The sequence below is a fragment of the Sphingomonas sanxanigenens DSM 19645 = NX02 genome (assembly GCF_000512205.2).
Lineage (GTDB): Bacteria > Pseudomonadota > Alphaproteobacteria > Sphingomonadales > Sphingomonadaceae > Sphingomonas_D > Sphingomonas_D sanxanigenens.
Genome location: NZ_CP006644.1, coordinates 5,071,818 through 5,092,385, shown reverse-complemented (window position 1 = coordinate 5,092,385; position 20,568 = coordinate 5,071,818). Strand labels below are relative to the sequence as shown.

General features: G+C 65.5%; 15 protein-coding genes and 1 tRNA gene. 12 read left to right on the top strand and 4 right to left on the bottom strand.

All coding sequences use genetic code 11. The features are described 5' to 3' along the window. Positions 1–19: 19 nt before the first annotated feature. The gene (locus tag NX02_RS23285; protein ID WP_245648681.1) at positions 20–2,173 is read left to right on the top strand and encodes a ComEC/Rec2 family competence protein; all 2,154 of its coding nucleotides are present in this window, start codon (positions 20–22) and stop codon (positions 2,171–2,173) included. Between the two features lie 96 nt (positions 2,174–2,269). Here the strand turns inward: NX02_RS23285 and NX02_RS23280 are convergent, their stop codons facing one another. Further along, positions 2,270–2,734, bottom strand: a complete 465-nt coding sequence (locus NX02_RS23280) for a peptidylprolyl isomerase (protein ID WP_025294565.1) — start codon at positions 2,732–2,734, stop codon at positions 2,270–2,272. 148 nt (positions 2,735–2,882) lie between these two features. Here NX02_RS23280 and mgtE point away from each other — a divergent pair, with 148 nt between their 5' ends. Beyond that, positions 2,883–4,283 (top strand): magnesium transporter, encoded by a 1,401-nt coding sequence (mgtE, locus tag NX02_RS23275; protein WP_025294564.1) that lies wholly within the window; start codon positions 2,883–2,885, stop codon positions 4,281–4,283. Between the two features lie 82 nt (positions 4,284–4,365). Here the strand turns inward: mgtE and NX02_RS23270 are convergent, their stop codons facing one another. Continuing rightward, positions 4,366–5,871, bottom strand: coding sequence for a catalase (locus NX02_RS23270; protein WP_025294563.1), 1,506 nt, complete (start codon positions 5,869–5,871; stop codon positions 4,366–4,368). Between the two features lie 183 nt (positions 5,872–6,054). On the opposite strand from NX02_RS23270, the gene NX02_RS23265 reads away from it, so the two are divergent. Then, a tRNA-Pro gene (locus NX02_RS23265) sits at positions 6,055–6,131 on the top strand. Between the two features lie 251 nt (positions 6,132–6,382). Here the strand turns inward: NX02_RS23265 and NX02_RS23260 are convergent. After that, positions 6,383–7,264, bottom strand: coding sequence for a polysaccharide lyase family 20 protein (locus NX02_RS23260; protein ID WP_158014159.1), 882 nt, complete (start codon positions 7,262–7,264; stop codon positions 6,383–6,385). A gap of 204 nt (positions 7,265–7,468) precedes the next feature. Between NX02_RS23260 and NX02_RS23255 the strand changes: the two genes are divergently transcribed. Together NX02_RS23255 and NX02_RS23250 are read left to right on the top strand one after the other, a co-directional pair. Then, positions 7,469–9,112, top strand: a complete 1,644-nt coding sequence (locus NX02_RS23255; RefSeq protein WP_053000700.1) for an MBOAT family O-acyltransferase — start codon at positions 7,469–7,471, stop codon at positions 9,110–9,112. Between the two features lie 34 nt (positions 9,113–9,146). Then, complete coding sequence (locus tag NX02_RS23250; protein ID WP_162232719.1) at positions 9,147–10,226, top strand: SGNH/GDSL hydrolase family protein; 1,080 nt, start codon at positions 9,147–9,149, stop codon at positions 10,224–10,226. A gap of 39 nt (positions 10,227–10,265) precedes the next feature. Here NX02_RS23250 and NX02_RS23245 read toward each other — a convergent pair whose 3' ends face one another. After that, positions 10,266–11,135 carry a glycosyltransferase family 2 protein gene (locus NX02_RS23245; RefSeq protein ID WP_053000699.1) on the bottom strand — a complete coding sequence of 290 codons (870 nt, stop codon included), beginning with the start codon at positions 11,133–11,135 and terminating at the stop codon, positions 10,266–10,268. A gap of 138 nt (positions 11,136–11,273) precedes the next feature. On the opposite strand from NX02_RS23245, the gene NX02_RS23240 reads away from it, so the two are divergent. From NX02_RS23240 to NX02_RS23210, 7 genes are all read left to right on the top strand, one after another. Beyond that, positions 11,274–12,332, top strand: a complete 1,059-nt coding sequence (locus NX02_RS23240; protein WP_025294558.1) for an acyltransferase family protein — start codon at positions 11,274–11,276, stop codon at positions 12,330–12,332. Positions 12,333–12,655: 323 nt separating this feature from the next. After that, entirely contained in the window at positions 12,656–13,471 is an 816-nt protein-coding gene (locus tag NX02_RS23235; protein ID WP_245648680.1) for a 2OG-Fe(II) oxygenase, read from the top strand. Between the two features lie 106 nt (positions 13,472–13,577). Continuing rightward, positions 13,578–14,933, top strand: coding sequence for an O-antigen ligase family protein (locus NX02_RS23230; RefSeq protein ID WP_162232718.1), 1,356 nt, complete (start codon positions 13,578–13,580; stop codon positions 14,931–14,933). A gap of 190 nt (positions 14,934–15,123) precedes the next feature. Continuing rightward, positions 15,124–16,323: a polysaccharide pyruvyl transferase family protein gene (locus tag NX02_RS23225; protein WP_025294555.1), complete on the top strand. Its 1,200-nt coding sequence runs from the start codon at positions 15,124–15,126 to the stop codon at positions 16,321–16,323. Next, complete coding sequence (locus NX02_RS23220; RefSeq protein WP_245648679.1) at positions 16,320–17,546, top strand: Coenzyme F420 hydrogenase/dehydrogenase, beta subunit C-terminal domain; 1,227 nt, start codon at positions 16,320–16,322, stop codon at positions 17,544–17,546. The genes NX02_RS23225 and NX02_RS23220 overlap by 4 nt, the downstream gene beginning before the upstream one ends. Beyond that, on the top strand, positions 17,543–18,526 hold the full coding sequence (locus NX02_RS23215) for a glycosyltransferase family protein (RefSeq protein ID WP_025294553.1): 984 nt from the start codon (positions 17,543–17,545) through the stop codon (positions 18,524–18,526). The genes NX02_RS23220 and NX02_RS23215 overlap by 4 nt, the downstream gene beginning before the upstream one ends. 18 nt (positions 18,527–18,544) lie before the next feature. Beyond that, positions 18,545–20,503 (top strand): acyltransferase family protein, encoded by a 1,959-nt coding sequence (locus tag NX02_RS23210; protein WP_025294552.1) that lies wholly within the window; start codon positions 18,545–18,547, stop codon positions 20,501–20,503. The last annotated feature ends 65 nt before the right edge of the window (positions 20,504–20,568 follow it).

Here is a 20,568-nt window from a genome sequence, read left to right as displayed (position 1 = left end):
CGCGACAAACCGTGCTCCGGTGAACCTCGCGGCGGCGTTCGAGGCCGCGTTCAATTCCTTGGAGCAAAAGCTTTTTCTGGAGCGGGACCAACTCGCTTTGTGGCTGCCCGTAGCGCTGGGCGGCGGAATTGCCGCCTGGTTCGCACTGCCCGGCATGCTCGCCTGGTCCGCGTGGATCGCGGCGGCGGGCGGACTCGCCGCGGCGGGGCTCGCGCTGGGGGCCGGAAGCCGGATCGGACGTGCGTTGCTCGTCGCCGGCGTGCTTGCGGCGATGGGCTGCGCACTGGTGTGGGCGCGTGCCGAATGGCGCGCCGCGCCGGTGCTTGGTCGGCCAACGGTCACCACCGTCACCGGCATGATCGAGCGCGCGCAACCGCTGCCCGCGCGCGACGTGGTGCGGCTGACCCTGGCAACCGGCGGTGCCGGCGGCCTGCCGCCGCGTGTTCGGGTCTCGGTGCCAGAGGATCAGGCCGTGCCGATGTTCCGCGCCGGCGAGCGGGTGACGCTGCGGGCGCGGCTGGTGCCGCCGCCCTCTGCCGCGGTACCGGGTGCCTATGACTATGCGCGCGTGGCGTGGTTCGACGGCATCGGTGCGACCGGCAGCGTGTTGGGGAGCGTCACCCGGCTTTCCCCCCCCACCGACGGCAGAATGCCCACGCGCGATCGGCTGTCCGCGCATATCCGGGCGCAGTTGCCCGCGGCGGAGGGTGGCATCGCCGCCGCACTCGCCACCGGCGATCAGGGCGCGATTCCGGATGAGGATGCGGAGGCGATGCGGCGGTCGGGCCTCGCGCATCTGCTGTCGATCAGCGGACTGCATATCACCGCGATGTTCGCCGGCGTTTCGCTGCTGGTGCTGCGGCTGCTCGCGCTCAGCCCCTGGCTGGCGTTGCGCGCGCCGCTGCTGCTGGTCGCGACGGCAGCCGGCGCGCTGGCCGCATGCGGCTATACCTGGCTGTCGGGCGCGGAGATTCCCACGATCCGCTCGCTCGTTGCGGCGCTGCTGATCGCGCTGGCGATCGCGCTGGGGCGGGAGGCGGTGACGTTGCGGCTGGTCGCCGCGGGCGCGCTGATCGTGCTGCTGCTCTGGCCCGAGGCGATCGCAGGCCCAAGCTTCCAGCTCAGTTTCGCAGCGATCACCGCAATCGTCGCACTGCACGAACATCCGCGGGTGCGCGGCTGGTTCGAGCGGCGCGAGGAGGGCCGGGGCGCGCGATTGCTGCGCGGGTTGGGATCGCTGTTGCTCACCGGATTGGTGGTTGAGATCGCGCTGGCGCCGATCGCGCTGTTCCATTTCCACCGCTCGGGGCTTTACGGCGCGCTCGCCAATATCGTCGCGATTCCCCACACCACCTTCGTCGTCATGCCGCTGGAGGCGGCGGCGCTGCTCCTCGACGGCGTCGGTGCGCTGATCGGGATCGGGGGTGTGGGGAAGCCCGCCTGGTGGCTGACGGGCCAGTCGTTGCGCGTGTTGCTGTGGCTGGCACATGCAGTCGCCAATGCCCCTGGCGCCGTGACCGCGCTTCCGGTTGCGCCCGGCGCTGCGCTGGCCTTGTCCGTCGTGGGCGGGCTGTGGATGGGGCTGTGGAAAAGTCGGTGGAGATGGTGGGGGGCGCTGCCCGCGGCGCTCGGTCTGCTCTGGATGGCGCTCGCCCCCACGCCGGACCTGCTGGTGACCGGCGATGGCCGCCATCTCGCGCTGATCGACTCGGACGGCCGCCCGGCGCTGCTGCGCGCACGGGCGGGGGATTATGTGCGCCAGACCTTGTCCGAAACCGCGGGTTATGACGGCGAGCCAACCGCGCTGGAGGCGTTGCCGGGCGCGCGCTGCAACGCCGATCTCTGCATGGTGGACGTGGTACGGGGCGGCGGCACGTGGCGCCTGCTGGCGACGCGCAGCACCTATGCCGTGCCCGTGGAGGAGATGGTCGCCGCCTGCGCCGGGGCGGATATCGTCGTCAGCGAACGCTGGCTGCCGCGCAGGTGCAAGCCGCGCTGGCTGAAGCTCGACCGCAACCTGCTGGCGCAGACCGGCGGGGTGGCGATTTATCTCGGCCAGCGCCGGGTGGTGACGGTGGCGGACGCCAATGGCGCGCATCCTTGGGGCGTCAAGGCGCCCGTCGACCTCGGCCCGCCCCGGCCATGTGGGCATGGCTGGGGAAGGGCGTGCTGATGGGGCAGGAAGAAGCGCCCGGGCGGCCATCGAAGCCGCCCGTTCGCTGCTACACCCCTTGCTCCCCATCCTCTGAAGAGGAGGAGAGCAAAGGCCTCAGGCGACGGTCGCCTTGACGATCTTGCCCGGCGCGCGCGGCGGTTCGCCCTTGGGGATGCCGTCGACGAACTCCATGCCGCTCTCGACCACGCCCCACGCCGTGTACTGGCGATCGAGGAAGGTCGCGTCGGCCAGGCAGATGAAGAACTGGCTGTTGGCGCTGTTCGGGTTGGAGGAGCGGGCCATCGAGCAGACGCCGCGGACGTGCGGCTCGGCGTTGAACTCGGCCTTGAGGTCTGGCTTCTCGGAGCCTCCCATGCCGGTGCCGGTGGGATCGCCGCCCTGCGCCATGAAGCCGGCGATCACGCGGTGGAAGATCACGCCGTCGTAAAAGCCTTCATTGGCCAGCTCGACGATGCGGGTGACGTGGCCCGGGGCGAGATCCGGACGGAGGCGGATTACGACATCGCCATTATCCTTCTCATTGCCGTTATCGAGGGTGAAGGTCAGAGTCTCGGCCACTTGGCTCTCCTGCGTGCTTGGAAGGTGGCCGATATAGGGGCTTGGGCGTTGGTGGGAAGTCTCGTTCGCGGTGGGCCTCCGTGCGCAGCATTGCCTTCGCACTCGCAGCACGCCAAAGAGGCGGTTCGGCCTGCCAGGGAGGATCAGGATGAGCGAGACCCGTCTGTCGTCCGCCGAGCTCCCCGAACCGAGCCTCGACGAGGATGACCGGATGAAGCCGGAGTTCGTCAGCGCCGTTCTGGGCCACGTCGATGACGGCGATACCGAGGCGGCGCGCGCGCTGGTGGAGCCGCTCCACCCCGCCGACATCGCCGACCTGTTCGAACTGACCCCGGTCGAACGGCGCCGGGCGCTGGCGGCCGCGATCTCGGACCTGCTCGACGCCGACGTGTTCGCGGAGATGAACGAGCACGTCCGCGAAGGGCTGATCGACGCACTGGACCCCGCGCAGGTCGCGGAGATCGCCGCGGAACTCGATACCGACGACGCGGTCGCGATCATCGAGGACATGGAGGAAGAGGATCAGCGCGCCGTGTTGCGCGCGCTCGATCCCGACGATCGCGCGGCGATCGAGGAAGCGCTCTCCTTCCCCGAGGAATCCGCCGGCCGCCTGATGCAGCGCGACCTGATCGCGGTGCCCGAACATTGGACGATCGGCAATGTCCTCGATTACCTGCGTTCCAACGAGGATCTCACCACCGACTTCTGGGAGATTTTCGTCGTCGATGCGCAGCACAAGCCGATCGGGACGTGCAAGCTCAGCTGGATCCTGCGTACGCCCGTCGAGATCGCGGTCGCCGACGTGATGGCGCGCGAGCAGACGTTGATCCCGGTCGACATGGACCAGGAAGAGGTGGCGCTACGCTTCCAGAAATATGCGCTGATCTCCGCCGCGGTGATCGACCCGCTGGGGCGACTGGTCGGCATGATCACCGTCGACGACGTCGTTCACATCATTCAGGAAGAAGCGGGCGAGGATATCCTCAAGCTCTCCGGCGCGGGCGACGGCGACATCAACGAGCCGGTGCTCGAAAGCTACAAGGCGCGCGTGCGCTGGCTGATCGCCAATCTCGGCACCGCGCTCGTCGCCTCTTCGATCATCGCCATCTTCGAAGGCACGATAGCGCAGATGGTGGCGCTCGCCACGCTGATGCCGATCGTCGCGGGTGTGGGCGGCAACGCCGGTACGCAGACCATGGCGGTGACAGTGCGCGCGCTCGCCACCAACCAGCTCACCCAGTCCAACACCTGGCGCACCATATCGCGAGAGATCCGCATCGCGCTGCTCAACGGATCGACCGTGGCAGTGGTGATCGGCGTGGGCGTGGCGGCGGTGTTCGCCAATCCGGCGCTGGGGATGGTGATCGCGGCGGCGATGATGACCAACATCATCATCGCCGGGCTGGCCGGCGTGCTGGTGCCGCTGGCGCTCGACCGGCGCGATATCGACCCTGCGGTCTCATCCTCGGTGTTCGTGACGATGACGACCGACTCGATGGGCTTCCTGGCGTTTCTGGGGCTCGCGACCGCGTCCGGCATTACGGGATAGGTCAAACTCCGTCGCTTGCTGTGGTGGATGCCGCCGGCCGGGGAGGGGGCTGTTGGCCGGCGGCATCCGGGGGACGAGCGGACTATTTCGCCACAGCGGGCGTCCGCTCATCCTCGGGGGCACTGATCGACGGGTTCGGATGGGTGCGCTTCGCCTCTTCCCAGGCGGCACGCACGCCCGCGCCATAATCGGGGTGGACCCGGGTGAAATGACCGAGCTGTCGCTCGACAATGAAGTCGGGCGTGTCGCCGAAGGCGGCCGCGATATTGTGAAACAGCCGCTGGCGCTGGCCCGCGTCGAACAGTTCGAACAGCGCGCGGGGCTGGCCATAATCGTCATTGCCGTCACGATGATTGTAGCGCGCGGCATCGCCCGAGATCTTCAGCGGCGGCTCGAGGAAGCGCTGATCCTCCACCGGGCCACTGAAGCTGTTGGGCTCATAATAGGCGTCCGGCTGCGGGTTGTTGGGGAAGAAGCGCATCGCGCCGTCCTTGTGATAATGGCGGACGGCGGATTTCGGCGCATTGACCGGCAGCGCCTCGTAATGGGTGCCGATGCGGTGGCGGTGCGCGTCGGCATAGCTGAAGATCCGCGCCTGCAGCATCTTGTCCGGCGAGAAGCCGATGCCGGGCACGATGTTCGAAGGGCTGAACGCGAGCTGCTCGATCTCGGCGAAATAATTGTCCGGGTTGCGGTTGAGCTCGAACGTGCCGATGTCGATCGGCGGGTAATCAGCGTGCGGCCATACCTTGGTGAGGTCGAACGGGTTGTAGGGCGTCTTTTCCGCGTCGAGCTCGGGCATGATCTGCACCTGCGTCGTCCAGCGCGGGAAATTTCCCGCCTCGATCGCCTCGTACAGATCTTCCTGCGTCGATTCGCGGGTACGGCCGACCACGCCGGCCGCCTCGTCATTGGTCCAGTGCGCGTGGCCCTGCTGGGTCTTGAAGTGGAACTTCACCCAGAAACGTTCGCCGGCCGCGTTGATCAGGCTGTAGGTGTGGCTGCCATAGCCGTTGATGTGGCGCACGCTGGTCGGTAGCCCGCGGTCCGACATCAGGATCGTCACCTGGTGGAGCGATTCGGGACTGAGCGACCAGAAATCCCACATCGCCGTCGGCGACCGCAGGTTGGTACGCGGGTGGCGCTTTTGCGTGTGAATGAAGTCCGGAAATTTCAGCGGATCGCGCACGAAGAAAACGGGGGTGTTGTTGCCCACCAGATCCCAATTGCCTTCGGGCGTGTAGAATTTCAGCGCGAAGCCGCGCACGTCGCGCTCGGCATCGGCGGCGCCAAGCTCGCCGGCGACGGTCGAGAAACGCGCGATCATCGGCGTCTCGGCGCCCGGCTGCAGCACCTTGGCCTTGGTGTAGGCACTGATGTCACCGGTGATCTTCAACGTGCCATGCGCGCCCCAGCCCTTGGCGTGGACGGCGCGTTCGGGAATGCGCTCGCGATTCTGGTGGGCCAGCTTCTCGATGAGCTGATAATCCTCCAGCAACAGCGGGCCGCGCGGCCCCGCGCTCAGCGAATTCTGGTTGTCGGCAATCGGATTGCCTGCGCTGGTCGTCATCTGTGGCTTGTCGGACATGGCTGGTCTCTCCTCTTCGGTCAGCGGCGCAGCCTTTTTGACACGCCGCAGGACGTTGGGGAAACGCATAGCTTCGGCCAGTCTGATCGAATATTTCGTTGATCCAGAACAGGCAGCGGCGCAGCTGCCGCGCTTAGATGCTTGCCATGACACGCGCACCGCCTTAAAGCGCGCGGCTCCGGTCGGGGCGTAGCGCAGCCTGGTAGCGCATCACACTGGGGGTGTGGGGGTCGCAGGTTCGAATCCTGTCGCCCCGACCAATTCTCGAAATCGCGAATCATTCCGGCTTGTGCCGGTCCGGCGCGCTGCGATCGCGGCGAGTCGTTGGCGGCATTGCCGAACCGCGACCGCCGGCGATCCGCCAACGACTCGCCCCGCCGTCGAATCCGAACGGCAGCCTGCAGAAGCCACCGCCCCAAGGCGCAGCACGCACCGTAACCGGGGAAGACCCGCCGGGCGCGGCGCCGAAACGGGGGATGACGGTGGATTTTCTTCCGGCGTCGAGGTGGGTTCAGCGTTCGGGCCGGTAGCCCACCTCGAACGGATCGTCGCCATAGCCGACCGCGAGATCGTCGAACAGCAGGGTGCGTTCCTTGATGTCCTTCTCGACGCCAGCATAGCCCCAGTTGGGCACATAGGTGCCTGCCTTCATATAAGGCCCGATCAGGTCGCGGTGCGCGTTGGGCCCGCGATCGTCGGTGATCTTCTTGCCGTCCAGCCAGATTTCGGTGCGGCCCGCCTCGTTGGAGGACCAGTGGACGCGGATCACCCAGGTCATCCATGTGTTGCGGACGAGCGGCGCCTCGCCGATCTCGACGATGCCCTCGACATTGCCCGGCAGCGCCTTGTCCTTCACCGTCACGATGCGGTGATCCCAGCTCTTGCTGACCTGCCAGCGATTGCCGCGGATGCTGATGTCGAGCGGCGGATATTTGCCGGGCTCGAGCAGGAAGAAATCCTTGGAACCGTGCCATTGCATCGCGATCACCGGTACCTTGCTGGCCTTCCAGTCCGCGGGCACGAGCAGGCGCGACCTGTACCACACCGTCTCGCCGACGGCATTGGGGCGCAGCCGCAGTTCGGACCGGAAATTGCCCTTCACATGCGCGTCGGTGGGGCGGGTGCGGAAGCCGCGCACCTGGCCGCCGCGGCGCGTATCCTTCACGACGAAGGTCGATCCCGCGCAGCAGCCCTGCAGCGCATAGTCGGCATCGCCGAACACCAGCTGCAATTCACCCTTGGCGCTCTTCTCGCCGGGCTCGAAGCCGATCGTCACCGGCTTGCCCCACGGCAAGGTAATGATTCTGAAAACGAGGATCCAGGCGGCGAGCGCGGCGATGCCCGAAAGCAGCGCCAGCCAGCCGAGCCATGTGCGCATGCGAGCCTTGGTCAATTTTCACCCCCTCAAATGCCCCATAAGGGGGCAGGCGATCGGCCCGACGCTAAACCGGTCTGCGGCGAGATACCCAATCATTATTTTGCATTGCAAGATGGATTGGGATGGGCAAGAGGTGCTGCAGCAAACGACGGGCGGGGTTGAAGATGGCTGCGGCCAAGCGCGACGATCGGGCGGTGGCCCGCTCCGGCAGGAAGGCGGTTGCCCGCTGACATGCTGTTCTTCACGTGGACCTTCGCCGCGTTTTTCGCGATCTTCTATCCGGCCTTCCTGGCGGTGCGCCGCCACGTGGTTGCGCGCAATCTGCTGCTCATCCTCGCGGCTTACATCTTCTATGGCTGGTGGGATGTGCGCTTTCTCGCGCTGCTCGCCTTCACCACCTCGCTCGATTATCTGACCGCGCTGGGGGCCGCCGGCCATCGCGTCACCCGTGAGCAACTGATCAAGAGTTCGGGCTTTCTTGCCGGCGTGTCGCTGGCAGGTTTCGTTGCGCACTGCATCATCGGCGCGGCCGGCGGCAAGGGTTTCGCGGCGACCGCCTTCGCAGATGCAGCATTGCTTTTGCTGCCGCCGCTTGCCGCTCTCCTGCTGTTCGCTGGCTCAGTGATGCTACTCAACCGCGTGGCCGACGAGGCGAAGCGCCGCTGGGCCTGGCTGCTGCTGTCGGTGATCGTCAACCTCGCCGTCCTCGCCTTCTTCAAATATGTGAACTTCTTCGGGGAAAGCCTGCAGGAAGCGCTCGCGCCGCTCGGCATCGAACTCGGCTTCGTCGCGCTCAACATCATCCTGCCGCTGGGCATTTCCTTCCACACCTTCCAGTCGATCGGCCGCACCGTCGATACCTGGCGCGGCAAGCTGGAACCCTCGACGAGCCTGATCGAGTTCGCCGCCTTCCTTTCCTATTTCCCGCAGATTCTCGCCGGCCCGATCGAGCGCGCGAACCACATGCTGCCGCAGTTCCGCAGCGTGCTGCCGATTTCGGGCGAGATGCTGCGCTCGGGCGCGATGCTGTTCCTGTGGGGCCTGTTCAAGAAGATCGTCATTGCGGACAATATGGCGATCATCGCCAATCCGATCTTCGACGATCCCTCGGCGCACAGCTCCGGCGCGCTGGTGGTCGCGGCGCTGGCCTTTACCTTCCAGATCTACGGCGATTTTTCGGGCTATACCGATATGGCGCGCGGCATCGCGCGGCTGATGGGGTTCGAGCTGTGGCTGAACTTCAACCTGCCCTATTTCTCGCGGACACCCAGCGAGTTCTGGACGCGTTGGCACATCAGCCTGTCGCAGTGGCTGCGCGATTATCTCTACATCAGCCTCGGCGGCAATCGCGCCGGCAACCTCAAGACCTACCGCAACATGATGGTTACGATGTTGCTTGGCGGGTTGTGGCACGGTGCCGCCTGGACGTTTGTGTTCTGGGGCTTCCTCCACGGCGCGGTGCAGGTGGTGTATCGCGCGCTGCGGCTCGACGACATCGTCAAGGCGGCGAACGAGGCCGGGGGCGTGCGTGCGCTCGTCACCAACCTGATCGCCTGGGCGGCATGGATTCCGATGATGGTGATTACCTGGATCTATTTCCGCGCCGAATCGATGGCGGAAGGCAATGCGATCGTCGCGGGCATCTTCCGCTTCGACAATCTCGCTGACGGCGCGTGGTCGCGCTGGGCCTTCTATGCCGTGCCGCTGATGCTGATCGAATGCGGGCTGCGCTTCGCGACCCCGCGTGAGGCCTATGCACGGTCCCCATTCATCGTCCGCTACACCGGCGTCGTCGCGCTGGTCTTTTCCGTGATCGTCCTGACCGCACCGGCGGGCCAGGAGTTCATCTATTTCGACTTCTAGGACCCGGAAGGCCGCGCCCCGCATGAAGCCCGCCATGCTCTTTCGAGTCGCCGCGACGATCGTGGGGCTTGGCGTTTGGACGCTGATCGTCGGCGAGATCTTCCTTCGGATCTTCGCGCCGCAGGCGATCATGCCGCGCTACATCACCGGCACGCCCTATGGCGTGCGCGGCAACATCCCGGGCGCGGTCTATGCGCATTCGACACCGGACGTGTTCGTCGAATATCGCATCAATGCGGAGGGGATGCGCGACGATCGCAATTTCCCGACCACAAAGCCCGCCGGCACCTGCCGCGTCGCGATGATGGGCGACTCTTACTTCGTCGGTTACGAACTCGATCTGCCGCAGACGTTGCAGGCGCGGATCGAGGCTGGGCTGAAGGCGGCGGGCTATCGCACCGAGGTGCTCAACTTCGCGGTTTCCGGCTTCGGCACGGCGGAGCATCTGCGCACCTATCAGGCGAAGGTGCGCGGTTTCGACCCCGATCTGGTGCTGATGCAGTGGCAGGTCACCGACTATGACGACAACAGCCGCGCCGGGCTCTTCAAGCTGGAGGGCGACAGGCTGGTGAAGGGCGCCGACACCTATCTTCCTGCGGTCGCGGCGCAGGACAAGCTGATGAAGTTCGCGCCCTACCGACTGCTCGCGGACCACAGCCATCTCTACAATTTCGCGCGCGAGCAGATCGGCTGGCGGGTGAAGCAGCTGACCGCCTTCTTCGCCAAGCGCGAGGCGGGGCCGGCCGAAAACGAGGTGGAACAGAACACCTATGTGATCAACCAGGCGCAGGTCGATCTCGCCGCCGCGCTGTTGCGCGCGGCGCGAGCGGAAGCGGCGAAGGACGGCGCGGCGACGATCGTCGTCGATATTCCCAACCGTACCCCCGACCGCGTCTTCAGCTCTTCCTACGATCTCATGCCCGCCGATGTGAAACGCGACCTGCCGGCGGTGAGCGCGATCCCCCAGTTCCGGGCGGCGGCGCGCGATCCGGCGGCGCAGCTTTTCTTCAAGAATGGTGCTCGCCACCTGACGCCGCTCGGCGCGGATCTGCTGGCGCGTGCGACGGTGAAGCGGATCGTCGAGAGCGGCGTGCTGAAGGACTGCCGCGGCTGAGGCTGCTCGGTCCCCGGCTTTCGCCGGGGCGATCTGCGATCAGTTCCGGCCGGCGAGCAGGGCGAGGCCCTGGGTGAAGCGGAACCAGCGAATGCGTGCCAACGTCGCGACCGCGCCGGCGCGGGCTCCGGCACCCGCGAGCTTGGGCGTGACCAGCAACTTCGCGCCGTGCGGCGCGATCGAGACGAGCACCAGCACGCATTGCGCGATCCAACGGCCGCGGCCGCCGGGCCGTTCCATCGTCAGCGCGAAGGTTTCGGCGGTCGTCCGCCGCCACTTGCGGGACAATTCGGCCCAGGTCGCGCGCGCCGGATGCGCCATCGCGACGTCGTCGGCATAGACCAGGCGATAGCCGAGCGCGACCGCGCGGCGGCACCAGTCCATGTCCTCGGCCACCGTCGAGCGGAAGGTGCCGACCTTGTCGAACACCGCGCGGGTGACGAACAGGTTGGCGGTGACCGCGAAGGATTTGCGTTCCACATAGTCGCGGATCGGAAAGGCGGTTGCTTTCTCGAACGCTTCGATGGGGTTGGGGCGGGCCGGATCGGCCGCGACGATATCGACGCGTCCGCCGACCACGTCGGCGTTGGTGAGTGCCGCGATGCCCCGTTCGAGCCAGTCGGGCTGCGGCCGGCAATCGGAATCGATGAAGGCAAGGATCTCGCCTCTGGATGCCGCTACTGCGGCATTGCGCGCCGGGCCCGCGCCCTGTTCGGGAGCTTCGATCACGCGCGCACTATCCCCCACGGCGAACCGGACGGCCCCGATGCCGATCGGCGAATTGTTGTCCGCGACGACGATCTCGAAACGGTCTGTCCCAACGCTTTGCCGCTGCAGCATGGCGATGCAGCGAACGAGGTTGTCGACGTCGTTGTAGTGCGGGATGATCACCGACAAGAGTTGATTCACAACGCCTCATACGTCAATGTTGCTGCATTGCGGCAAACTAGGCGCTTTGACCGGGCTAGGAAAGGTCCGATCTGCGCCTGGCGGTCGCGCGTTGGCGTTTGGCGGCGCGCCCCTTGCCGCCGGGGGTAGGGTCCGGCGATGGCGAAACAGAAGCTTCTGAATGTGGAGGCGTTGCGCGGTGTCGCCGCGACGCTGGTGGTACTCTACCACGTCGACAAATATTATTACGACACGCCCCGCCTGTGGGCCGAAAAGCTGTTCGGCGGGCTGTTCTCCTTCGGGCACGCCGGCGTCGAATTCTTCTTCGTGCTCTCGGGTTTCATCATCGCGCTGATCCATGCGGGCGACGGCGGCCAGCCAGGCAAGATCCTGCCCTTCCTCGAGAAGCGTTTCGTCAGGATCTACCCCTTTTACTGGGTGTGCCTTGCGATCGTCATCGTCTCGATGCTGGTCGTGCCCGGCGTGCTCTCCCGCATCTCGCTCGACGCGGTGGTGGGATCGATCTTCCTCGTCGGTATTGATCCCTTCCGCTCGGTCGTGTTCGTGGCGTGGACGCTGTTCCACGAGGTGCTGTTCTATGCCGTGTTCTGCCTGTTCATCTGGAACCGCAAAATGGGCGTGGCGGCGATCGTCGCCTGGTCGCTGGGCAGCTATGTACTGAGCTTTTTCGGGCGCTACGGCTATGTCGTCTCGCCGATGAACATACTCTTCATCTTCGGCATCGGTTGCGCGCTGGTCCTGCAGCGGCATCGCATACCGGCCCCCGTCGCGATGGCGGTCGCCGGCTCGCTGGGTTTCCTGCTGATCGGGCTGGACGATTCCTTTTGGCACGTCGTGCCCCGGATGATCCAGATCCCCGCCTATGGCGTGGCAAGCGCAGCGGCGCTGCTGGGCTTCGTGGAGATGGAGCGATCGAAGGGGATCCATGCGGGGCGCCTTGCGGTGACCATCGGACAGGCGTCCTATTCGATCTACCTGACCCACATGCTGACGCTGACGGCAATGACCAAGATCGCCATCAAGCTGAAGCTGGCGAGCCTCATTCCCGGCTCGGTCGCGTTCCTGATCTTCTGCGTGGCGGCACTGGTCGGGGGTGTGGCGATCCACCGCTGGGTGGAAAAGCCGTTGATGGCAGCGGCGCGCGCTCTGCTGCGGCGACTGCGGCTTGCCGCGCCGCAGAAGGCGGTAGCTGGCTGAGCGCACGACCACGCGCTGCAGCGATGGGTTTTGCTGCAGGCGGGCGCCGCAATATTGCAGCCGGGAATGCTGGGTGCGGCGTAGCGCAATGGCGGTTTTCCGCGCATGGCGCAGCACACGTCCGCCGAAAAATTCACCGCCCGGAGAAGATGTTGAGCGTCGGCGGCCGACCCGCTAGATCATTTCGCACGTGCAAAATTTTTCCATCGCGCATATAGGTGCGTTGATCATCGTCAATGATTCGGCGTGCGCAGCAACCGTAAGATCAGGGCGAAAGATCACGCAAATGAAGGGGTAGGTCGACGAGCATGAGCGTCCTGACGTTGCAAGAATCTGGCGGCTATGTTTCCTTCGACGAAGATCAGTGCAAGGAAGCTGGCCAGTCGCTGGCGACGCGCTACCGCGAAGCATCGCCATTCCCTCACATCGCGATCGACGATTTCGTGGACGCTGCCGTCCTGCGTCGTTTGCTCGCCGAGTTTCCGGGCAGCGACGGCCGCGATTACTTCGATCGCGAGCAGGAGCGCCTGAAGTTCCAGTACCACCCCGGCTCGGTCGAGGGCGCGCTGGTCAAGAACCTCCTTGCCGAGCTGAACAGCGAAGCCTTTCTCTCTTTCCTCGAGGAAATGACCGGCATCGGCGGGCTGATCCCAGATCCCTATTATCTTGGCGGCGGCCTGCACGAGACCAAGCGTGGCGGCCACCTCGGCGTGCACGCGGACTTCAATATCCACAACCGCATGAAGCTGGTCCGCAGGCTCAACCTGCTGATCTACCTGAACGACGACTGGTCGCCGGATTATGGCGGCGAGCTGGAGTTGTGGGATCGCGCGATGACGAAGTGCGAGGTCAAGGTCGCACCTTTGATGGCGCGCGCGGTGGTGTTCAACACCGATCTCGACAGCTTCCATGGCCATCCCGATCCGTTGAGCTGCCCGCCGGAACGGTCGCGGCGCTCGATCGCAACCTATTATTACACCGCCACCGAGGAAGGCATCGCCAACCTGCCCAATCGCACCACGGTGTTCCGCAAACGGCCCGGAACGGCAGAGAAGCGCGACATGAAGGTCGCGATGCGGCACTTCGTGGCAGACTGGACGCCGCCGGCGCTTCGTCGCGCGTTCAGCAAGAAGGCCTAACCCGAGATTGACATCGTCCCGCATCCTGCGTTGAGTATTTCGACAGATGCGGGCGCAGGCCGGTGCAGCGGCGCCGGCCGACATGCGGGAGGCCAGTGACAGAGTGATGCAGATCGCAACGGTCGATAACCGTCGGCGGGTTCCGCTGAGGACGCGCGCGAAGGTTCCGGCCCTGGTCGCCGCCTTCCTTTTCCTGATGATGATCCCGCACACGATCGCATTCTATGCGGGGCCGGTGCTGGTCACGTCCTATCGCCTGTTCATGATCCTCATCGTGCCGGTGCTCATCGTCAAGGTGATGGCGCCGGACATGAAGTTCCACAAGTCGGACTGGCTGCTGGTCGGCTTTTCGGGTTGGGCATGCCTTTGCATCTTCCTGAACTATCCGTTCAGCGCTGCGATCGAGCGTGCCGGGCAGTTGCTACTAGAGGTGACCTGCGCCTATTTTTTGGGTCGGGCGTGCTTCAAGTCGCTCGACGACATTTATTCGATCCTGAACCCGCTGTTCATCATCGTGCTGCTGGCGTTTGTGATCGCGATCCCGGAGGCGATCAGCCATAGGAAGCCGCTGATTGAATATACCAGTCAACTCACCGGTATCGCTCCGGGCTACTATTATGACGGCACGGACGTCCGGATGGGGCTGCGCCGCGCGCAGGCGTTCTTTGAGAACACGATTCTGTTCGGCCTGTTCTCGGCGACGCTCGTGTCGCTGATCTGGTATATGGAACGGCGGCCCGGCGTGCGGATCGGCAAGCTGCTGGTAGTAATCGGCGCTGTGCTGCTGTCGATTTCGACCACGCCAATCATCTCGATGATGACCCAGTTCGTTATGATTGCAATCGAAACGGCGACGCGGCGGATCAAGAAGCGTCTGGTCAACACGGTGGTGATCGTCGCGATCTTCGCGCTGGCGGTGAACACCTTCACCAAATCCGGTATCATCGGTCTGGTGATTAACTATCTCGCATTCAACCGGGCCTCGAGCTACAACCGCATCCTGATCTGGGATTATGGCCTGATCAACATCTCGGCGCATCCGATCTTCGGCATGGTGCCGGAATATTGGGTGCGTGCCCCGTGGATGAAGGTGTCGATCGACAATTTCTGGATCTATAACGGCCTGCTTTCAGGCTATGTGGGCTGGGCGCTGACCGCGCTGACGCTGATCGTGACGCTGTGGCAGTTCCTGGCCATACCCAAGCAGTTGATCACGCCGCGGCACCAGAATTTCCGCCTCGCCTGGACCTTCATCATGCTGTCGTTCGCGCTGTGCGGGTTCTGCGGCACCTTCTACGGCAAGTTCCAGCCCTTCTATTATTTCCTCGTGGGCATGGGCGCCGCGGCGGTGCCGATGTATCAGCGCTTTGCTGCAGAGCGGAAGAAAGAGGTTGAGGGGGAGCAACCAGCCCGCGGTCGGCAGCAGCCGCGCCGCCGTCCGCCGCTGCCGGCTACGGCTTAACCGGCCGATCTCGGGCCGGAAGCGGCAGTCGACGATCCTGTAAAAAGTTTGTTTCGCAAGTGCGAAATAAAACCTAATCCTGTACCGACAGCGTCGTTTGATTCGAGGGGCGCGGAAAGCGTCTGCCCGGATCCGAGGGAGGGGGCGCCAAGGTGTTGCAACGTTGCGCGATCAAGATCGGGAGAAGTGCATGACGACCGAACTCAAGCCGTATCACCTCGGCTTGTTGTGGCATTCGCTCGATTCCGAGAATCTCGGCATGGGTGCGCTCACCATCGGCAACACCAACCTCATCGCGAACGCGCTGGCGAAGCATGGACGCAAGCCGGTGCTGCACATCATCGGCGGCCTCGGCCGCATCGATTATGCCGATGAGAGCCCGTTCGATTCCGATTTCGTCAACGTCGGCTACAAGTCGCTGCTGACCCCGGGATCGGACCTTCACCGCACGATCCGAAAGTGCGACATCTTCTTCGATATCGGCGGCGGCGACAGCTTCTCCGACATCTACCGTCTCAAGCGCTTCGCGCTGATCATCGGCTCGAAGTTCGCCGCGGCGCGCACCGGCAGGCCGCTGATCTTCAGCCCGCAGACGATCGGGCCGTTCCTGACCAAAAAGGGCCGGATGGCCGCGCGTGCCTCGCTGCGCCGCGCGGAGACGGTGTTCGCGCGCGACGTGCCCTCGTTCGAAGTGCTGAAAGGCCTGGGCTTCGAGGATCGTTCGCGGCTGACGACCGACGTCGCGTTCGCGCTGCCCTTCGACAAGGCGCCGGACAAGAAGGCGCGGGATCTGTCGCAGGGTCCGATCAAGGTCGGCCTCAACGTTTCGGCCTTGCTCTATCGCCGCGACCTGCAGGTCGGCGACAAGATCGCGCTGGCGCTCGACTATCAGAAACTCACCGATCGCATCATCGCGCGGCTGGCCGAGGATCCGCGGTTCGACGTCTATCTCGTGCCGCACGTGCTCTCGCCCGAACTACCGAACGAAGACGACCACGCCGTGTCGCTCGCGGTGCAGCAGAAATACCCGCACCTCAAGATTGCGCCGCGCTTTACCGGCCCGTGCGTGGCGAAGAGCTATATCGCCAATCTCGACCTATTGATCGGCGCGCGCATGCACGCGACGATCGCGGCGATCTCTTCAGACACCGCCACCTTCCCGCTGGGCTACAGCCGCAAATTCACCGGCCTGTTCGGCACGCTGGGCTATCCGCATCTGGGCGACATGACCAGCGAGGGTGAGGATGTCGTGATGGCGAAGCTCGAGGCGGTGCTGGCCGACGTGCCCGGCGCGACCGCGGCGGCGACCGCGGCGAACGCGCGCGCGCAGACGATCCTCGATTCGTACCGCAACTATCTCGACGAGCTGTTCGCGAAGGTTTTCGCATGATGGCACGGCGCGTCGACCAGATCCGCGACGCCGGGCTGTGTTCGGGCTGCGGCCTGTGCGCCGGCGTCAGCGGCGGGCTGATCGAGATGGGGGAGACGGCGGACGGCTACCAGCGGCCGCACGCCACTGCGCCGCTGCCGGCGCCGTTGGTAAAACGCGTCGATACCATCTGTCCCGGCCTCAACATCGATCGCGACAATGCCGTGCGCGACGCGGAGTATCATCCGGTCTGGGGACCGATCGTCGAGACCAAGCTCGGCTGGTCGACCGATAATGAACTGCGCCGTAACGCCTCCTCCGGCGGCGGGCTTTCGGGCGTGCTGGTGCACCTGATCGAAACCGGTCAGATCGACTATGTGGTGCAGACCGCGATGTCGGACGAGTCGCCGGTCCGCAACGCGCTGAAAATCAGCACCGGCCGCGACGGCATCTTCCAGAGCGCCGGATCGCGCTATGCGCCGTCCTCGCCGCTGGCCGACATCGCCGCGCGGCTCGATGCCCCGGGGCGCTTCGCCTTCGTCGGAAAGCCGTGCGACGTCGCCGGCTTGCGCAACCTTGCGAGCGTCGATCCCCGCGTGAACGAAAAGGTGCCTTACATGCTGGCGTTCATGTGCGCCGGCGTGCCGAGCTACAAGGGCACCGACGCCGTGCTGAAGGCGATGGGCGTGCCGCAGGGATCGGAGGTCACCTCCTTCCGCTTCCGCGGCGACGGCTGGCCTGGCTATGCCACCGCGGTGCTGGCGGACGGCAGCCGTTACCAGATGGATTACAACACCAGCTGGGGCACCATCCTCAACCGCTTCCTCCAGTTCCGCTGCAAGGTGTGCCCCGACGGCACCGGCGAGTTTGCCGACATCACCTTCGCCGATGGCTGGCATTGCGACGAGAAGGGCTATCCGCTGTTCGAGGAGACAGACGGCCGCAGCCTGGTGATCACGCGCACGCGCCGCGGTGCCGCGCTGTTCGACGAGGCTGAGGCGAGCGGACGCGTCGCCAGCGAGCCGGTGCCGGTGCGCTCGATCCACCATATGCAGCCCTTCCAGGCGAAGCGTAAGGGATTGGTACTCTCGCGGCTCGCCGCGCTGGGATCGGTCGGCCACCGGCCGCCGCGCTTCCGGGGGCTGTCGCTGCCAAAAAATGCCCGCATGCTGGGCGCTGCGCAGAACGCGAAGAGCTATCTCGGCACGCTGCGCCGGCTGCTGAAGAGGCGCAAGCCGGCATGACCCATGTCGCGGTGGTGATCGTCGGGTTCCGCAACGCGGGCGAGGTGCGCGATTGTATCGCCCAGCTCGGCCAGTCCACCCATATCGATTTCTCGGTGCATGTCTGCGAGAATGGCGGTTCGGCTGCCTTCCCGCCGCTGGTGGAGGCGGTCGCGGAGGTGACGGGAGAGCTTGCCCGGACGCCCAATGGCGAACGGATGGTCGACCATCGCAGCGGTCGTCTGCCCGGCGGCCAGCCGGTCGAGCTGTACGACGCCGGTGCGAACCTCGGCTATGCCGGCGGCATCAATGTGTGCTTCGCCGCGATCGCTGCGGAAGGGCGCTATGATGCGGTGTGGATCCTCAACCCGGATACCGAACCGCACGCAGATGCGATGGACGCGCTGCGGCGCCATCAGGAAGCCGGTGGCTATGGCATCGTCGGCAGCCGGCTGGTGCGCACGCCCAGCGGCACGATCCAGCTGTATGGCGCGCGCTGGCGTGCGGTGATCGCGCGCGGCTTCAACATCGGTCTCGGCCAGGCGGCGGATCATCAGCCGGACGTGGCGGCGATCGAACGCGACCTCGATTATGTGGCGGGCGCCAGCATGTATGCGCCGCGCCGCTATGTCGAAGAGGTCGGTCCGTTCGATGAGCGCTATTTCCTCTATTATGAGGAAACCGACTGGTGCTTCCGGCGCGGCGGCCACGCGCTGGGCTATGCGCATGACTCGATCGTGCTGCATGCGCACGGCTCGACGATCGGTTCCAGCGTCTCCCGCAAGCATCGCTCGCCGCTCGCCGTCTATCTCGACGAGCGCAACAAGCTGCTGTTCACGCGGCGCTTCCGCCCCTCGCTTTATCCGGTTGTCGCGGCGACCACGCTGGTGCTGACTGCGCAATATCTGAAGGCGCGCGCCTGGCGGAACTGGCAGGTCGCGCTGGCGGGCTGGTGGGCTGGCATTCGCGGCGAGACCGGCCGACCCCAAAGATTCTCATAACGCCGAGCGGAGGCCCGATTGAAGTATCGCGCAGATATCGATGGCCTGCGTACGTTCGCGGTCGTGCCGGTGGTGCTGTTCCACGCCGGGCTCAGCGGCTTTTCGGGCGGCTTCGTCGGCGTCGACATCTTTTTCGTCATCTCGGGCTATTTGATCACGCGCAGCCTGCTCGAGGATATCGGGCATGGCGGACTTTCGATCCCGGCCTTCTATGAGCGGCGGATCCTGCGGCTCTATCCCGCGCTGTTCTTCACGCTCTTTTCCACCTTCGCGGCGGCCTGGCTGCTGTTCCCGCCGATCGATTTCTATCTCTACGCCAAGAGCCTCGTGGCGACGGTGTTCTTCGCGTCGAACATCCTGTTCTTCACCGAAGCCAATTATTTCGACGGCTCGGCCGAGCTCAAGCCGCTGCTCCACACTTGGTCTCTGGCGGTGGAGGAGCAGTTCTACATCGTCTTCCCGCTGGTTCTGGCGTTCATCTCGCGATTCATGAACCGGTGGCGGGGCGCCGCGATCGCGGTGATCGGCCTCGTCTCGTTGGCGATCAGTGTCTGGGCGACGAGCAACGCGCCGACCTTCAACTTCTACCTGCCCATCACGCGCGCCTGGGAATTGCTCCTGGGATCGGCGCTGGCGATCGGGGCCGTGCCCGAATTGCGCAGCGCGGCCGCGCGCAACGCGCTGGCGCTGCTCGGCCTCCTCCTCATCGTCGTGCCGGTGTGGCTCTATTCGTCGGACACGCCGTTCCCGGGTCTCTCGGCGTTGGCGCCGACGCTGGGGGCCACGCTGCTGATCCACAGCGCGCAGGACACCGTCGTCGGCCGGATGCTGAGCCTCAAGCCGATCGTCTATGTCGGCCGCATCTCCTATTCGCTCTACCTCTGGCATTGGCCGATCATCGTCTTCACGCGCTTCTACGAGCTGCAGCATCTGGGCCCGATCGCGACCTTCGGCGTGATCGCCGGGTCGTTCGTGATGGCGGCGATCTCGCTGCACTTCGTCGAGGCCCCGTTCCGCCGCAAGAACCGCTTCACCCGGCGGCAGGTGTTCCTGGCGGCAGCGGCGGGATCGGGCCTGCTGGTGCTGCTGGGCGGCGCTGTGGTGCTGACGCGGGGCATGGAGTTCCGCAATCCAGCGGCGGCGCGATTCACCCGCGGCGTCGCCGGCGATCTCGCCCGCTTCCACGCCGCGCCCTGCCTGCGCACCGATGGCCGCGTGCCCGGCCCCGGCGAATGCCTGCTGGGCGCGCCCGGCAGGCCCAGCGTGGTGCTGTGGGGCGATTCGCACGCGGCGCAGCTTGCGCCCTCGCTCGACGTGCTCGCGCGCCAGCGCGGCTTCACCGTGCAGCAGGTTACCAAGGCGGGCTGCGCGCCGATCCAGGCCGCATCCTACACGCCCTACAGCGAGCTGCGGCGGGACTGCCCGACGTTCGGCCACGCCGCGCTCGAACGGATTCTTGCCGATCCGGCGATCCGCGTCGTCGTCATGGCGGGCCGGTGGGACATGCTGGCGGCGGGGCATATCCGGGCGGTCACCCTTGGCGGTGCGGAGACCGTCGAGCAATCGCAGCGCCTCGCGTCAGAGAGCCTTGCGACCACCGCGCGGCTGCTCAACGCCCGCGGCATCCGCGTGATCGTCGTCGACCAGATCCCGCTGCCCGAAGTGAACCCCTTCGTCTGCGTGCGTGCCGCGGTGTATAACGGGCTGGACCCGGCACGCTGCGACACGTTCGAGGCGCGGCATTCGCACGACGTGCAGGAGCGCATCTCGCGGACGATCCTCGATCGCGTCGCCAAGGTCGGCGGCAATACGAGCATTCTGGACATGCGCGACGCGCTCTGTTCGGGCACGACCTGCCGGGCGCGCCTCAATGGCCAGTTGCTCTATATGGACGATGTCCATCTCTCGCGGCTGGGCAGCGACGTCGTCGCGGCGCGGCTGCGGCCGGTGCTGGCGGAGCGGCTGTCGCGGAACTGATCGCCGGATCGATCGGTCGGTCGTTTCCTCTCCGCGCTTGCTCGGAGAGGAAAATCGCCGTCCCC

Excerpts from the sequence above, each read along its gene's own strand:
- mgtE (WP_025294564.1), top strand. The coding sequence starts at position 2,883 with ATGAGCGAGACCCGTCTGTCGTCCGCCGAGCTCCCCGAACCGAGCCTC.
- NX02_RS23270 (WP_025294563.1), bottom strand. The coding sequence starts at position 5,871 with ATGTCCGACAAGCCACAGATGACGACCAGCGCAGGCAATCCGATTGCC.
- NX02_RS23250 (WP_162232719.1), top strand. The coding sequence starts at position 9,147 with ATGCTCTTTCGAGTCGCCGCGACGATCGTGGGGCTTGGCGTTTGGACG.
- NX02_RS23240 (WP_025294558.1), top strand. The coding sequence starts at position 11,274 with ATGGCGAAACAGAAGCTTCTGAATGTGGAGGCGTTGCGCGGTGTCGCC.
- NX02_RS23230 (WP_162232718.1), top strand. The coding sequence starts at position 13,578 with ATGCAGATCGCAACGGTCGATAACCGTCGGCGGGTTCCGCTGAGGACG.
- NX02_RS23225 (WP_025294555.1), top strand. The coding sequence starts at position 15,124 with ATGACGACCGAACTCAAGCCGTATCACCTCGGCTTGTTGTGGCATTCG.
- NX02_RS23220 (WP_245648679.1), top strand. The coding sequence starts at position 16,320 with ATGATGGCACGGCGCGTCGACCAGATCCGCGACGCCGGGCTGTGTTCG.
- NX02_RS23215 (WP_025294553.1), top strand. The coding sequence starts at position 17,543 with ATGACCCATGTCGCGGTGGTGATCGTCGGGTTCCGCAACGCGGGCGAG.